This window comes from Rhodococcus sp. NPDC019050, from assembly GCF_055664235.1.
Genome location: NZ_JBVOON010000006.1, coordinates 63,251 through 78,246, shown reverse-complemented (window position 1 = coordinate 78,246; position 14,996 = coordinate 63,251). Strand labels below are relative to the sequence as shown.

Here is a 14,996-nt window from a genome sequence, read left to right as displayed (position 1 = left end):
AACCATGATGATCACAGGACAACTCGTGAGCTTCGTTCCGAGCACGGACCTCGACGTCTCGGAGATGTTCTACGTCGACACTCTGCAGTTCCCGAAGATCGACCGCGATGCGTTCGTCCTGGTGATCGACGGGGGAGGCGGAGCGCGCGTCAGGATCACGCTGGTGCAGTCGAGAGGGGAGACGGGTTACACCGCGCTGGGGTGGCGGGTGCCCGACCTCGACGGGACCGTCGAACGACTCCGCGACCAGGGCGTCGACTTCATTCGGTACAACGGGATGGATCAGGACGAGCACGATGCGTGGACCGCACCCGACGGCTCCCGCGTCGCATGGTTCCGTGATCCGCACGGAAACGTGCTCTCCCTCATGCAAGCCCGATCCGGCGCCGGTCAGGGCTGACCGGACCGGCGGAGGTCACGCGGCGAGGAACGTGCCCCACACGAACCCGGACAGCAACACCGCGAAGCCGACGATCTCCCCGACGATCAACGCCGCCATCGCCGCTCCTGTCCCGCGCACCGGATGGGCGAACTGGTTGGTGGTGTCGCGTGCTGCGCCGTGCCACACGTAGCCGGCGATCGCGCCGACGAAGAACACCACGACCACGGTGGCCGCAACCAGGTTCACCGGCGTGGGCCACACACTGAGTTCCACGAACACCGCGAGGAGCAGGGTCGCGAACGCGTAGAGCAGTGCGGAGCGGTGCGCGATATCGACGTACGGATGCGCGAGGTGATCCGCCGAGGTCGCCATCTGCCGGTACTTCCACACCCCCAGCCCCAGCGCGGCAAGAAAAATCAGTCCCGCCGCCAGCAACGTCAGTTCGGCGTCGACCCCCAAATTCATGGCGCCAGTATGGGGCACCCCTCAGCTGCACCCGCTCGTGCTCCCGCACGACGGGCAGGCGTGGCACGATCCGGCGCGTTGCATCCGCACCCCGCACTGCATGCAGTACGGCGCGTCCGGATTTCCCGGAGAGGGAGCGCTGAGACCACCGGGCGCCGACGGCGCCGCGGGTGCGTCTGCGTCGGTCGTCGGGGCCGTGGTGGTTGTCGCAGCCGTCGTTGTTTCAGCCGTCGTCGACGCGGCGGTCGTGCCCGTGTACGACGTGAGGGTCGGAGTGTCCGGGACGGTGCGTTCCTCGCTGGTCAGGATGCCCAGCTCGCTGCGCTCGTCGAAATCGAGGTAGTCCACCGCGAGCCGCCGGAAGATGTAGTCGAGGATCGAGGTGGCGATCCGCAGATCGGGATCGTCGGTGATCCCGGCCGGCTCGAACCGGGTACTCGTGAACGCCCGCACGAATGTGCGCAGCGGAACCCCGTACTGCAAGCCGTAACTGACCGACATCGAAAACGCGTCCATGATCCCGGCGAGGGTCGAACCCTGTTTCGAGACCCGCAGGAACATCTCGCCGGGCCTGCCGTCGCCGTACTCGCCGACCGTGACGAAACCCTTGCAATCGGCGACCCGGAACTCGAAGGTGCGTGACGTCCTCGTGCGCGGCATCCGCTCCCGGCGGGGTGCCGGCAGCACCGCAGCGTCCGCGACCCGTCCCCCCGACCGTGCCGTCGCCGACAACGGCTGACCCAGCTTGCAGTTGTCGCGATACACGGCAAGAGCTTTGAGTCCGAGCCGCCACGCGTCGACGTACAGGTCGGAGATGTCCTCGACCGTCGCGGATTCGGGAAGATTGACGGTCTTGGAGATCGCTCCCGACAGGAATGGCTGCACCGCGGCCATCATTCCCACGTGGCCGCGCGGTGCGATCACGTTGTCGCCCATGGACGTTGCGAACACGGGCCGGTGTTCGTCACGCACGTGCGGCGCACCGTCGATCGTGTGATGTAGATCCAGATACGCGACGATGTCGGCCACCTTCGCCGGGTCGTATCCGAGTCGCGACAGTGCCCGTGGCACAGTGCGATTGACGATGGACAGGGATCCACCGCCGACGAGTTTCTTCGTCTTGACCAGTGCCAGATCGGGTTCGATTCCGGTGGTGTCGCAATCCATCGCCAAGCCGATCGTGCCGGTCGGTGCCAGCACCGACACCTGGCTGTTGCGCACACCGTGCGCTTCACCGTCGGCCACCGCGCGGTCCCAGGACTCGCGGGCCGCGGACAGTACTTCCGGTGGCGCGAGGTCGGTGTCGATGTCGTCGAGCGCGCCCCGGTGCTTGGCGAGCACCCCGAGCATCGGCTCGCGGTTCTCGGCGAACCCGTCGAACGGTCCGAGGCGCTGCGCGAGTTGTGCGGAGACCTCGTAGGCGGCTCCCGTCATCAACGCGGTGACGGCCGCTCCCCACGCACGACCCGAATCGCCGTCGTACGGCAGGCCCGACGCCATCAGCATCGCCCCGAGGTTCGCATAACCGAGTCCGAGCTGACGGAACCGCCGTGACGTCTCTCCGATCTTGTCGGTGGGGTAGTCGGCGCGGCCCACGAGAATCTCCTGCGCGGTGAGCATCACCGCGACGGCATGCCGGAATCCGGCGACGTCGAAGGTGCCGTCGTCGCGCAGGAAGGTCAGGAGATTCAGGCTCGCGAGGTTGCAGGCCGAGTCGTCGAGGTGCATGTACTCCGAGCACGGATTCGAGGCATTGATCCGGCCGGTCGCCGGCGCGGTGTGCCAGGCGTTGATCGTCGAGTCGTACTGCATGCCGGGGTCGGCGCACTCCCAGGTCGCGGCGGCGATGCGCTGCAACAGATCCCGGGCCCGAACGGTGTGCACCACTTCGCCCGTGACCACGGCGCGCAGCGGCCACTCGGTATCGTCCACCACCGCGCGCATGAAGTCGTCGGTCACCCGCACGGAATTGTTGGCGTTCTGATACTGGACCGAATGGGTGTCGGCACCGTCGAGGCTCATGTCGAAACCGGCCTCGGCGAGCACCCGCGCCTTGCGCTCCTCGATCGCCTTGCAGTCGACGAATTCCTCGATGTCGGGATGACCCACGTCGAGGATCACCATCTTGGCTGCTCGCCTGGTCTTGCCGCCCGACCTGATGGTGCCCGCGGAGGCATCGGCGCCGCGCATGAAGCTCACCGGTCCCGACGCGATGCCCCCACCGGTCAGGGGTTCGGCCGACGACCTGATGTGCGACAGGTTGACCCCCGCACCGGAACCGCCCTTGAAGATCACCGCTTCCTGCCGGTACCACTCGAGAATCGAATCGATGCTGTCGTCGACCGACAGGATGAAACACGCACTGGCCTGCTGCGGTTTGTCGGGCACGCCGATGTTGAACCACACCGGGCTGTTGAACGACGCCCGCTGATGGAGCAGCAGGAAGGTCAGTTCGGCTGCGAACGCCTCGGGGTCGTCGAGGTGGCCGTCGGTGTGGCCCCACGCGGTGATCGTGTCGACGATCCGCGCCACGACATCGCGCAACGATTGTTCACGCTGGTCGCTGCCGAGCTGTCCCCGGAAGTACTTCTGCGTGACGATGTCGGTGGCGTTCTGGGACCAGAAAGCAGGGAACTCGACGCCTGTCTGCTCGAACACCACCTTGCCGGTGCCGTGGTGGACGATGCGGGCGTCGCGTCGCTGCCAGTCCACTTCGTCGGCCGGATCGACACCCGCTCGCGTGAAGAATCTGACGTCTCCGCGCGAGTCGGCGGGAGAGACGGACCCCGGCTTTCGGGTGCTGCTGTGAGGCACTGCACTGCACATCGCTTTCCTCCAGGGATGGCGATCGATGCCACATATAGTCCCACTATGGTCCCACCTCGTCTCGGCACTCCGCTGTCTCCGTCTGCCACCCGTGTTCTGCTCCTCGGATCCGGTGAACTCGGCAAGGAGGTGATCATCGCGCTGCAACGACTGGGCGTCGAGGTCATCGCCGTCGACCGCTACTCGAACGCGCCCGGCCAGCAGGTCGCGCACCGTGCCCACACGGTGGACATGAGTGATCCCGAGGCTCTCCTGGCGATCATCGAGGCCGAGCGTCCGCATCTGGTCGTGCCGGAGATCGAGGCCATCGCCACCGACGCGCTGGCTGTGGTCGAAGAGCGCGGGCTCGCCGAGGTCATCCCGACCGCGCGTGCGACCCAGCTGACCATGAACCGCGAGGGCATCCGCCGCCTCGCGGCCGAAGAACTCGGGCTGCCCACCTCGCCGTACCGGTTCGCCCAGTCCCTCGAGGAAGTCCGGGAAGCCGCCGAACAGGTCGGATTCCCGTGCGTGATCAAGCCCGTGATGTCCTCGTCGGGCAAGGGCCAGTCGACGGTGCGCTCCGCCGACGACCTCGCCGGTGCGTGGGAGTACGCGCTCGCCGGGGGCCGCATCAACCACGGCACTGTGATCGTGGAGGGCTTCGTCGATTTCGACTACGAGATCACGCAGCTCACCGTTCGGGCGATCGGTGAATCGGGCGAGGTCGAAACATACTTCTGCGACCCCATCGGGCATCTCCAGCGTGACGGCGACTACGTCGAGTCGTGGCAGCCGCAGCCGATGAGCGAGGCCGCTCTCGCACGTGCTCGGGAGGTCGCAGGGGCGGTGACGGCCGCACTCGGGGGTCGTGGCGTCTTCGGCGTGGAACTGTTCGTCAAGGGCGACGCCGTCTTCTTTTCCGAGGTCAGCCCGCGCCCGCACGACACCGGCCTGGTCACGTTGCGTACCCAGCGCCTCTCCGAATTCGAACTCCACGCCCGCGCGATCCTCGGGTTGCCGGTCGACACCACGTTGCTCACCCCCGGCGCGTCAGCGGTGATCTACGGCGGGGTCGACGCCACCGGTATCGCCTTCGACGGTGTGGCCGACGCGCTGCGGGTGCCGGAAACGGACCTGCGACTGTTCGGCAAGCCCGAATCTTTCCGGCGGCGCCGGATGGGTGTCGCGGTTTCGACCGCGCCGGACATCGAGACCGCGCGTGCACGCGCGACCGAAGCCGCATCGCGCGTACGACCCACTGCTTCGTGAGCGCAGGTGCGGAGGTCCTCGTCGGCCTCGTGATCCTCGTCGGACTGCTCGGTATCGTTCTGCCGATCCTGCCGGGCACGCTGCTCATCTTCGCGGCGATCGCGGTGTGGTCGTTCGTCACCGGAGGTGCGGTCGCGTGGACGGTATTCGCGATCTCTGCGCTGGCTCTCGTGGTCACCGCCGTCGTCAAATACACCTGGCCGGGACGGCGACTGCAGCAGGCCGGGGTGCCGAACCGCTCGCTGGTCATCGGCGGTCTCCTCGGCATCGTGGGCTTCTTCGTGATCCCGGTGATCGGTCTCGTACTCGGTTTCCTCCTGGGCGTGTACGCCTCGGAGGTGCAGCGGCACCGCACACACTCCGGGGCGTGGCGGTCCACCGTGGCAGCGACCAAGGCTGCGGGGTTGTCGATCCTCGTGGAACTGTTCGGGGCGCTCGTCGCGGCGGGAGCATGGCTCGCCGCGGTGCTGTTCTGGTAGCAGCGCGGCCTCGTGACCCGGTAGAGCCCGTGATGTTTACGCACTCGATCCGGTGGGTTACGCCGTTGAAATGTGCCGGGGCCTACCGTCGTTGCGGTAACAGGTTCAGCGTCGAACCCGCCGACCGTCACGTCGCTGCCACCCGGAGGTGGGATGTTCTCGTCACGATTGACAGAAGCCAGCGTGGTGCCCGAACGGATCGACACACCGGCACAGGCGCGGGCCGCCATCGAGGCGGACGGCGCTGCCGTCGTCGGAGGAGTACATACCGAGGAGCAAGCCCTCGACTTCGCGTCGAAAGTGATGGGGGACAAGATGCTCCGCCTCGGACGGCAGTTCGAGGCGAGCATGCGCAATCACGAGCGGGAAGCGGCCGTCGTCGATGCGCAACCGGTGGACGGGCGCGGACGGAAGCGGTCGTTCGGGATGCCGGGTGAACGGATGACGGCGCACAACGACGGCTTCGCTTTCGGTGACTTCGCCCCCGACTTTCTGTTCCTCTGGTGTAAGCGACCCGCGGAATCCGGCGGTGACTCCTTCCTGATCGATGCGTGGAAGCTGTCCGAATTGCTGGCAGCCGACTCCGCGACAGCGGATCTCGCCGAGTTCTGCCGGACCGTCGACATCGACCATTCGGAACCGAACTTCCCGCAGGGCACGTATTCACCCATCGTGCGCACCGTGTCCAGCGGGCGCGTCCAAGCCCGGTACCACCCGTATCTCGCGCCGGTTCCCGGTTCACCCCGGCCGGAGGACGCGGAGATGATCGCACGCTGGAGCGACACCGTGTTGCACGTCCGCGACACCGGGCCGATGTTCCGTGCCGGCGCGGGCGACATGATCTGTGTCGACAACTATCGGTTGCTGCACGGGCGGGACGGTTACACCGATCCGGCGCGTGAGCTGTACTCGATCTGGGGATGGACGACCGACGCGGTGGCGGTGCCGGCGCAGCAACTCGACATCGTCGAACCGGATCTCTCGGCGCTGGCCGGCTGAGCCCCGACGATGAGTGCCGCACTGCACCGCGGAACGTCGTACGCGGAGGATGCAGCGAAAGTTGCCGCCTGGCAACCTGCTCCGGCCATCGCGTTACAGGCTGTCTCCAAGGCGTACCCGCTCGGGCGCCGACGCGGCGAACTGACCGCCGTCGAAGCATTCGATCTCATCGTCGGACGCGGCGAATTCGTCGCGCTTCTCGGCCCGTCCGGTTGCGGTAAGTCCACCGTGCTGCGCCTGCTCGCCGGTCTCGAAGAACCCACTGCGGGAACGGTTCTGATCGAAGGCAAGGGACCGGCCGATCTCGTGGCGTCACGACGGCTCGGTGTCGCGTTCCAGGAACACGCGCTGATGCCGTGGTCGGACGTGTGGCACAACATCGCGCTGCCGTTCCGTGTCGCCGGACGGGCCGTCGACTCCGCTCGCGTCGACGAACTCGTCGAACTCGTCGGGCTCAGCGGTTTCGAGAAAACGCGACCGAAACAACTTTCCGGGGGTATGCGCCAACGTGTGGCCATCGCCCGGGCGCTGGCTCTGGAACCCGATGTACTGCTGCTCGACGAACCGTTCGGGGCGCTCGACGCGGTGACCCGCCGCCGGATGAACTTCGAACTCGCACGCATCTGGGCCGACGCCGGGTCCACGACCGTACTGGTGACCCACGACGTCGCCGAAGCGGTTCTGCTCGCCGACCGGATCGTCGTGCTCACCGGCAGGCCAGGCCGGGTACGGCACGTCGAGCAGGTCGATCTGCCCCGGCCCCGGTCGGCGGAAGTGACCCGCGACCCCCGTTTCCACGCGATTGTCGACCGGCTCACCGGATTGCTCGACGGATCCGCGACGTGACCGCGGTTCCCACCCGAGCGGTCGCCGTCCCGGCCGTCGTGTCGAACCTCGCGGGCGGGGTCGCGCTCCTCGTGCTGTTCGAGGTCATCGGCCGGTTGCAACTGTTCGGAAAGAACTGGCCGCCGCTCACCGATGTCGTCGCATATGTGGCAGGCAGCGACACCGTGCAAGCCACACTGGTGCGCGCGTTCGAAGCCACCGCCACGTCGGCGCTCACGGGATTCGCGCTGGGCGCGGTCGTGGGCGGGGCGCTCGCGTGCGTCACCGTGGTGGCGAAGTGGACCGCTCCGGGACTCGACCGCCTCGCGACGATCGTGCACGCGGTACCGCTCATCGCCATCGCGCCGCTCCTGGTCAGCACCGTCGGGCGCGTCCACACCGCGACCGTCGTCGCGGCGATGGGCGCCGGATTCGCGATCTTCGTCGCGACGTCCGCGGGACTGGCGTCGACGCCCGCAGCGCAATCGGATGTGCACAGCGCGCTCGGCTCGTCCCGATGGTCACGGTTGCGATACTTGCAACTGCCGCACACGGCCCCGCTGGTCACCGACGGCGCCGGACTCGCCGTGACGGCCGCCGTCCTCGGGGCTGTTCTCGGCGAATGGTTCGGCGCGCCCAAAGGACTCGGAGTGCTGCTGGTCAGCGCGATGAACAACTATCAGATTCCGCTGCTGTGGGCGGCCGCCATCGGATGTGTGGTGCTGTCTCTGACCGCCTACAGCATCGTCCGATTACTCGCCGTTCCCGTGCACCGGAGGTTTTCGTGAGTGCCGTCCGGGCCGCCGTGACGCGGTACTGGATTCTGCCCGTCCTGCTGGTCGTGTGGTGGGCCGTGGTCGCGGTCAACGACTACAACCAGATCGTGATGCCGTACCCGCAGGATGTCTTCGCCTCGATCCTGCGGGACCGGGACGCCTATGTCACCGCACTGCTTCCCACACTCGCGCTGTCGCTGGGCGGACTCGCCGCCGGCCTCCTCGCGGGAGGAACGTGCGCCGTGCTGGTGTGGTCGTCCCGGCTCGTCGCAGGGGTGCTCACGCCGATGGCGCTGCTGCTCAATTCGGTGCCTGTCGTGGCGATGATCCCGGTGCTCGCACGCGTCCTCGGGTACGGACAGGTCACGGTCTTCGTCGTCACCGCGATCATCTGCTTCCTTCCGGCGTTCGTGTTCGTCGGCGCCCGATTGGCCACGCCCCCGGTGTCGCTCGGCGACGTCTACACCGTCCTGGGGGCGACAAAACCGGTGCGGCTCAGGCGGTTGCTGCTTCCGCACGCCCTGCCTGGATTCCTCGTCGCCCTGCGAGTGAGCGCACCGACGGCGGTACTCGCGGTGCTGCTCGGTCAATACCTCATGGGCGCAGGGGGTCTCGGGAAGATGTTCTCCAGTTCCATCACCTACAGCCAGAACCAGCAGGCGTGGGGGGTCGCCGTGGTCGCCACGGTGGTCTCCACCAGTCTGTTCTTCGCGGCGCGTGCCGTTGCCGACCGGGCACTCGCCCGGCTGACCTGATCGATCACCCCGTCCTCACTTCGACCTGAATTCAGGAGCCTCGATGTCTGCTCATCTTTCGACAGGCCCCGGCCTGAGCCGGCGCACCTTCCTGCGTGGAACCGCCGTCGGCGCCCTCGGATTCGCTGCGGCGGGCACCCTTGCCGCGTGTGGATCGGGGGACTCCACGGCCGACTCCGACACTGTGCGAGTCGCTTTCGGCTGGATCCTCAACACCGAGTTCGGCGGATACTACGTCGCGGACGACAAGGGTTACTACGCCGAGGAAGGTCTCACCGTCGAATTCCAGGGAGGCGGCCCGAACGCGCCCACCCCGATGCAGGCCGTCGCCGCGGGGTCCGCAGACATCGGTATCGCGGCCGGCGCGCCCGACCTGTACACCGCGATCGGTCAGGGTAACGACTTCGTGGCGCTCGGCGCCCAGTTCCAGGTGTCACCCGCGGGTCTGTTGTCGTTGTCCGGCAAGCCGATTCGGACTCCACAGGAACTTGCGACTGCCCGCATCCTCGGGCAGGAAGGCATGCAGACCACGCTCGACGCGGTGCTCATCGGGGCCGGACTCGACCCGGTGTACGACTTCACCCCGGTCGGTTTCGACCCGAGCCCGCTGATCGAGGGCCAGGGTGACTGCTACACGTGCTTCGTCACCAACCAGCCGATCACCCTCGAACAGCAGTACGGCCTGAAGAAGGGCGACGGGTACGAGGTGGTCACCTTCTCCGAACTCGGCTCGACGCAATACGCCGACGTCGTGTTCGTCGAGCGCGCAACCCTCGACGCGAACCGCGACAGAATGGTGCGTTTCATGCGCGCGACGATGCGGGGCTGGGAGGACTACCTCGCCGACCCTGCGTCCGCGGCGAAACTGGCGGTCGCGAAGTACGGCGTCGATCTCGGGTTGGAGGAAGCGCAGCAGGTGCGCCAGGCCGAGCTACAGGTGCCGCTCATCGAGAGCCCGAGCGGACTGTTCGCGATGGACGTGGCGCAGATGGAAGGGCCGATGTGGGAGGCGCTCACCCGCGGCGGTTACGAGAACCTGCCCGAACCGGCGTCCTTCGTCGGACTCGGTGTGGTGGCGGAGGCACGCGCGCCCCAGTGAGGAACGGCGTGCTCCGCCGGCCACGCACCGAATGTCCGGCCGGATCTGTCAGATGTCAGACCTCTTGCAGGCGAGGGTAATCCGTGTATCCCTCGGCGCCGGGTCCGTAGAACAGTTCCGGCCGGAGCGCGTTCTCCGGGTGCTCGCCGCGCCAGCGCTCGACCAGATCGGGATTGGCGATCACGGCCCGGCCCACTGCGACCGCGTCGGCGTGGGAGTCCTCGATCAGGCGCACGGCTTCCTCGCGGGTGGTCGGCGACGCGAAGCCGCTGTTGGCGATGACCTTGCCGCCGAAGCGTCGCCGCAACTCCTGCACGAACTCCCCGGTCGGTTCCTTGTGCAGCACGGACAGATATGCCAGGCCGAGGGGCCGCAACCGGTCGACGAGGGCACCGTAGACCGCAGCCACGTCGTCGCGGTCGGTCTCGTAGGCGTCCTGGATGTTGTGCTCGGGGGAGATGCGCAGCCCGACCCGGCCCGCGCCGACGGCCTCCGCCACTGCCGTCACAGCCTCGACGACGATACGAATCCGGTTCTCGACCGAACCTCCGTACTCGTCGGTGCGCCGGTTCGACGCGGGGGACAGGAACTCGTGCAGCAGGTAGCCGTTGGCGCTGTGGACCTCGACGCCGTCGAGTCCCGCCTCGATCGACCGCCGTGCCGCCGCGACGATGTCGCCGACAGCGGCCTTCACCTCGTCGGTCGTCAGCGCGTGCGGCACAGGGTACGGCTGCTTGCCGTTCGTCGTGTGGACCTCACCGTCGATGGCGATCGCGCTCGGACCGACGACGCGCCGGCCGCCGTTCACGTCCGGGTGGGTGACCCGGCCGCCGTGCATCAACTGCAGCACGATGCAGCCTCCGCGGCTGTGCACCGCGTCGGCGACCCGCCGCCAGCCCGCCGCCTGCTCGTCGGTGACGATGCCGGGCTGCCCGACGAAGGCCTGCGACTCGAAGCTGACGTACGTGCCCTCCGCGATGATGAGTCCGACACCCGCCCGCTGCCGATAGTGCTCGGCGATCAGTTCGCCGGGAATACCGTCCGGGCCGCCGCGGAGGCGGGTCAGAGGAGCCATGACGATGCGGTTGCCGAGTTCGAGGTCGCCGAGTGTGACAGGTGTGAACAGATCCATTCGTTGCGCAACAGGGACGCTGCGGCCGGGATTCCCGATGCCGGACCGGTTATGAGAAGGGTCACCACCGATCTCGGCGGCCGGCGGGAGTTCGTCACGCCGGATCGTCGCGCATCACCGCAGTACGGACCGTGGACACGGCTCCGCCCGGCGGCGCTGTGCGCACACCGGGCGGAGTGGTCGGGCGATCAGGCCTTGTGCGGCTCCGACGCGCGGAACATGTCCTCGCGTTCGACGACCTTGACCCGCTCGCGGCCTTCGGCTTCGCCGAGGCTGCGTTCGTGGGCGTCGAGGCGGTACCAGCCCTGCCACGTGGTGTACGGCAACTGCTTGCCCTCGAGGAACTGCACGACCGCGTCCTCGGACGGCTCCTCGGGCGTGTTCAGACGACCCGCGGCGCGGTCCTCGAGCAGGTTCGCGACCGTCTCGTTGGCGTCACCCTTCGTGTGGCCGATGAGGCCGACGGGGCCGCGCTTGATCCAGCCGGTGACGTAGGTGTGCGGCATGAAGCGCTGCGGACCCTCGGCGCCCTCGTCCTCGAGAACGCGACCGGCCTCGTTGGGGACGGTGCCCGCCTGCTCGTCGAACGGCAGCTGGGCGATGTTCTGCGACAGGTAGCCGACCGCCCGGTACACGGCCTGCACGTCCCAGTCGCGGTACCGGCCGGTACCGCGGACGTTGCCCGTGCCGTCGAGTTCGGTGCGCTCGGTGCGCAGGCCGACGACCTTGCCGTCCTCGCCGAGAATCTCGTGCGGCGACTCGAAGAAGTGCAGGAACAGCTTGTGGGGACGATTGCCCGCGTCGCGGATCGCCCAGTCCTGGAGGGTGTTGGCGACCATGTCGACCTGCTTGGACGCACGGCGTGCCTGCTCGGAGCCCTGGTCGTAGTCGATGTCCTCGGGGTCGACGATGACTTCGATGGTCGGGGAGTGGTCGAGTTCGCGCAGTTCGAGCGGGGTGAACTTCGCCTGCGCCGGACCGCGGCGCCCGAAGACGTGCACCTCGACGGCCTTGTTGTTCTTGAGGCCCTCGTAGACGTTCGGCGGGATCTCGGTGGGCAGCAGTTCGTCGCCGGTCTTGGCGAGCACACGTGCGACGTCGAGTGCGACGTTGCCGACACCGAGCACCGCGACCTTCTCGGCCTCGAGCGGCCATTCGCGCGGCACATCCGGATGCCCGTCGTACCAGGAGACGAAGTCGGCGGCGCCGTAGCTGCCGTCGAGGTCGATTCCGGGGATGTCGAGCGCGCGGTCGGCGTTCGCGCCGGTGGAGAAGATCACCGCGTCGTAGAAGCGGTTGAGGTCGTCGAGCGTGAAGTCGGTGCCGTAGTCCAGGTTGCCGAGAAGGCGGATGTTCGGCTTGTCGAGCACCTTGTGCAGCGCCGTGACGATGCCCTTGATGCGCGGGTGATCCGGCGCGACTCCGTAGCGGATCAGACCGAACGGTGCCGGCATCCGCTCGAACAGGTCGATGCTGACTCCCGGATCCTGCGCGGTGTCGGACTTCATGAGCGCATCGGCGGCGTAGATACCGGCGGGACCGGCACCGACGATCGCGACGCGAAGGGGACGAGTCTGATCGGTCATCAGGGGATCAACTACCTCTTCGGTGAGGGGACGGACATACCCAGCTTAAGTTAAGGCTGCCCTCAGGGGGCGGGGCGCAGGGCGCGGGGAAGGACGGTATGGGTGAAATGAGAGAACCGTCGAGAGAATCGCTTCAGCGACAACACATGTGGGCACTCGTACGGCACAGGTCGACGGCGAGGCGTCGAACGAGTTGAGTGGTGGCCACGTCACAATTCCTACCTCGAGAGGGTTTATTCGGCAAATGTGTCGTGACCGGCTGCGATCGGGTCGGGGATACGATCGGGCATATGGCACAGAGTCGAACACCCGATCCCGAACCCGCCGCGGACGAACCCGAGAGCGGTACGCCCTGGCCGTTCATGGGCGCACTGCTGATCGTGGTGCTTCTCATCGTGGGGGTCGTGGGTGCCCAGATGCTCTCGCCTGCGCAGGACGAGCTGAGCGATGCCCAGCGCATCGACCGCACCGTGGCCGACTACATCAGCGCGCACAACGAGAACGACACGAACATCCTTGCGCGCCTGCGCTGTGAGGAGTTGCCGGAGCAAGAAGCGCCGCTCTCGGACGTCGAAGGCAACGTGCAGTTGCAGGCCACCCAGGACATCGCCGTGGACGGCGACCGCGCGACCGTGGATGTCCGGGCGACCGTCGACGGGACGTCGCAGATCGAGACCTGGCAGGTCGTCCGGGTCGACTCGGTCTGGCGGGTCTGCACGTTCTGATCCCCTCCCGCGTGTACGCCACGCCGTGACCTGTGAAAACATGTCCTGGTGAGCTACGCAGGTGATATAACGCCGCAGGAAGCTTGGGAGCTGCTGCGGGAAAACCCGGATGCCGTGCTCGTCGATGTACGTACCGACGCCGAATGGAAGTACGTCGGGGTCCCCGAGACCTCGTCGCTCGGCCGCCGAACCGTCTTCGTCGAATGGGTTCGCTACCCCGACGGTGCCCCGAACCGAACGTTCGTGGACGACCTGGCGAGAGCCGGAGTCTCCGGCGGTCCCGTCATGTTCCTGTGTCGCTCGGGCCAGCGTTCGATCGGTGCCGCAGAAGCGGCGACCGCAGCGGGCCTGACCCCTGCCTACAACATCCTCGAAGGGTTCGAAGGTGCGCTCGATGCCGACGGGCACCGCGGTGCGGAGGGTTGGCGGGCCGTAGGCCTGCCGTGGAGGCAATCGTGAGTTCCATCCCCAGGGGCGGCGCCTTCGAGCGTCGTCTTCCCGACGGCGTGCGCCCCGCCACTCTCTCGGTGCGCGGCGGGACCTTGCGCTCCGGTTTCGAGGAGACCTCCGAGGCGCTGTACCTCAATTCCGGATTCGTGTACGAATCGGCGGAGGCTGCCGAGGCGGCGTTCACCGGAGAAGTCGATCACTTCGTGTACTCGCGGTACGGCAACCCGACCGTGAAGATGTTCGAAGAACGCCTGCGGTTGCTCGACGGCGCCGAGGGTGCCTACGCGACGGCATCGGGCATGTCCGCCGTGTTCACGGCGCTTGCGGCTCTGCTCGGAAAGGGCGACCGTCTCGTCGCGGCGCGCAGCCTGTTCGGCTCGTGCTTCGTCGTCTGCAACGAGATCCTGCCCCGCTGGGGTGTGGAGACGGTGTTCGTCGACGGTGAAGACCTCGACCAGTGGGAACAGGCGCTGTCCGTACCCACCACCGCCGTGTTCTTCGAGACCCCGTCCAACCCCATGCAGACCCTCGTCGATGTGCGTGCCGTCTCCGAGATGGCTCACGCCGCGGGCGCAAAGGTAGTGCTGGACAACGTCTTTGCGACGCCGCTTCTGCAGCGCAGTATGGATCTCGGCGCGGATGTCGTCGTGTACTCGGGCACCAAGCACATCGACGGCCAGGGCAGGGTCCTCGGCGGCGCGATCCTCGGGCCCAAGGACTACATCGACGGTCCCGTGCAGCAACTCATCCGCCACACCGGTCCGGCGCTGAGCCCCTTCAACGCGTGGACCCTGCTCAAGGGCCTCGAAACGATGCCGATCCGGGTGCGCACCGCGGTCGATTCTGCTCTGCGCATCGGGAAGTTCCTCGAGTCGCAGGACAAGGTCCGCTGGGTCAAGTACCCGTACCTCGAATCGCACCCGCAGCACGACCTCGCGCGTTCGCAGATGAGCGGGGGCGGCACCATCCTCACCTTCGAACTCGACGCCCCCGAAGGCGAAGGCAAGAAGCGCGCCTTCGAGTTGCTCAACAAGTTGCGCATCGTCGACATCTCGAACAACCTCGGTGACTCGAAGTCGCTCATCACCCACCCGGCGACCACCACCCATCGCGCCATGGGCCCGGAGGGACGGGCCGCGATCGGCCTGACCGACGGCGTCGTGCGCCTCTCGGTCGGTCTCGAAGACCCCGAGGATCTGCTCGAAGACCTCGAGCAGGCACTCTCCTGATCGGACGGCTCTCTTCC

At 67.3% G+C, this 14,996-nt stretch carries 15 protein-coding genes; 11 read left to right on the top strand and 4 right to left on the bottom strand.

The annotated features are described in order from the left end of the window. The first annotated feature begins 4 nt into the window (after nt 1-4). Complete coding sequence (locus tag AC0B44_RS09280; RefSeq protein WP_471902609.1) at nt 5-400, top strand: VOC family protein; 396 nt, start codon at nt 5-7, stop codon at nt 398-400. A gap of 15 nt (nt 401-415) precedes the next feature. Here the strand turns inward: AC0B44_RS09280 and AC0B44_RS09275 are convergent, their stop codons facing one another. Further along, complete coding sequence (locus tag AC0B44_RS09275; RefSeq protein ID WP_471902608.1) at nt 416-847, bottom strand: hypothetical protein; 432 nt, start codon at nt 845-847, stop codon at nt 416-418. Between the two features lie 21 nt (nt 848-868). Continuing rightward, nucleotides 869-3,673: a vitamin B12-dependent ribonucleotide reductase gene (locus AC0B44_RS09270; RefSeq protein ID WP_471902607.1), complete on the bottom strand. Its 2,805-nt coding sequence runs from the start codon at nt 3,671-3,673 to the stop codon at nt 869-871. A 45-nt stretch (nt 3,674-3,718) separates the two neighbouring features. On the opposite strand from AC0B44_RS09270, the gene purT reads away from it, so the two are divergent. From purT to AC0B44_RS09235, 7 genes are all read left to right on the top strand, one after another. Beyond that, a complete protein-coding gene (purT, locus tag AC0B44_RS09265) occupies nt 3,719-4,924 on the top strand; it encodes a formate-dependent phosphoribosylglycinamide formyltransferase (protein ID WP_471902606.1) in 1,206 nt (401 codons plus the stop codon). Then, a complete protein-coding gene (locus AC0B44_RS09260; protein ID WP_471902605.1) occupies nt 4,921-5,403 on the top strand; it encodes a DUF456 domain-containing protein in 483 nt (160 codons plus the stop codon). Before purT ends, AC0B44_RS09260 begins: the two co-directional genes overlap by 4 nt. 168 nt (nt 5,404-5,571) lie before the next feature. Beyond that, a complete protein-coding gene (locus AC0B44_RS09255; RefSeq protein WP_471902604.1) occupies nt 5,572-6,402 on the top strand; it encodes a TauD/TfdA family dioxygenase in 831 nt (276 codons plus the stop codon). 9 nt (nt 6,403-6,411) lie between these two features. Further along, the gene (locus tag AC0B44_RS09250) at nt 6,412-7,248 is read left to right on the top strand and encodes an ABC transporter ATP-binding protein (protein WP_471902603.1); all 837 of its coding nucleotides are present in this window, start codon (nt 6,412-6,414) and stop codon (nt 7,246-7,248) included. After that, complete coding sequence (locus tag AC0B44_RS09245; protein ID WP_471902602.1) at nt 7,245-8,015, top strand: ABC transporter permease; 771 nt, start codon at nt 7,245-7,247, stop codon at nt 8,013-8,015. Before AC0B44_RS09250 ends, AC0B44_RS09245 begins: the two co-directional genes overlap by 4 nt. Next, nucleotides 8,012-8,758, top strand: coding sequence for an ABC transporter permease (locus AC0B44_RS09240; protein ID WP_471902601.1), 747 nt, complete (start codon nt 8,012-8,014; stop codon nt 8,756-8,758). Before AC0B44_RS09245 ends, AC0B44_RS09240 begins: the two co-directional genes overlap by 4 nt. A gap of 43 nt (nt 8,759-8,801) precedes the next feature. Continuing rightward, on the top strand, nt 8,802-9,857 hold the full coding sequence (locus AC0B44_RS09235) for an ABC transporter substrate-binding protein (RefSeq protein ID WP_471902600.1): 1,056 nt from the start codon (nt 8,802-8,804) through the stop codon (nt 9,855-9,857). Nucleotides 9,858-9,912: 55 nt separating this feature from the next. Here the strand turns inward: AC0B44_RS09235 and AC0B44_RS09230 are convergent, their stop codons facing one another. Beyond that, entirely contained in the window at nt 9,913-10,989 is a 1,077-nt protein-coding gene (locus tag AC0B44_RS09230; protein WP_471902599.1) for an alkene reductase, read from the bottom strand. Nucleotides 10,990-11,177: 188 nt separating this feature from the next. Further along, nucleotides 11,178-12,575, bottom strand: coding sequence for an FAD-dependent oxidoreductase (locus AC0B44_RS09225; protein WP_471902598.1), 1,398 nt, complete (start codon nt 12,573-12,575; stop codon nt 11,178-11,180). A gap of 290 nt (nt 12,576-12,865) precedes the next feature. Here AC0B44_RS09225 and AC0B44_RS09220 point away from each other — a divergent pair, with 290 nt between their 5' ends. Genes AC0B44_RS09220 through AC0B44_RS09210 form a run of 3 tightly spaced genes read left to right on the top strand, consistent with a single transcriptional unit; the run spans nt 12,866 to nt 14,979 of the window. Next, the gene (locus tag AC0B44_RS09220; RefSeq protein WP_471902597.1) at nt 12,866-13,300 is read left to right on the top strand and encodes an Rv0361 family membrane protein; all 435 of its coding nucleotides are present in this window, start codon (nt 12,866-12,868) and stop codon (nt 13,298-13,300) included. 48 nt (nt 13,301-13,348) lie between these two features. After that, entirely contained in the window at nt 13,349-13,759 is a 411-nt protein-coding gene (locus AC0B44_RS09215) for a rhodanese-like domain-containing protein (protein WP_471902596.1), read from the top strand. Further along, the gene (locus AC0B44_RS09210; RefSeq protein WP_471902595.1) at nt 13,756-14,979 is read left to right on the top strand and encodes an O-succinylhomoserine sulfhydrylase; all 1,224 of its coding nucleotides are present in this window, start codon (nt 13,756-13,758) and stop codon (nt 14,977-14,979) included. The genes AC0B44_RS09215 and AC0B44_RS09210 overlap by 4 nt, the downstream gene beginning before the upstream one ends. The last annotated feature ends 17 nt before the right edge of the window (nt 14,980-14,996 follow it).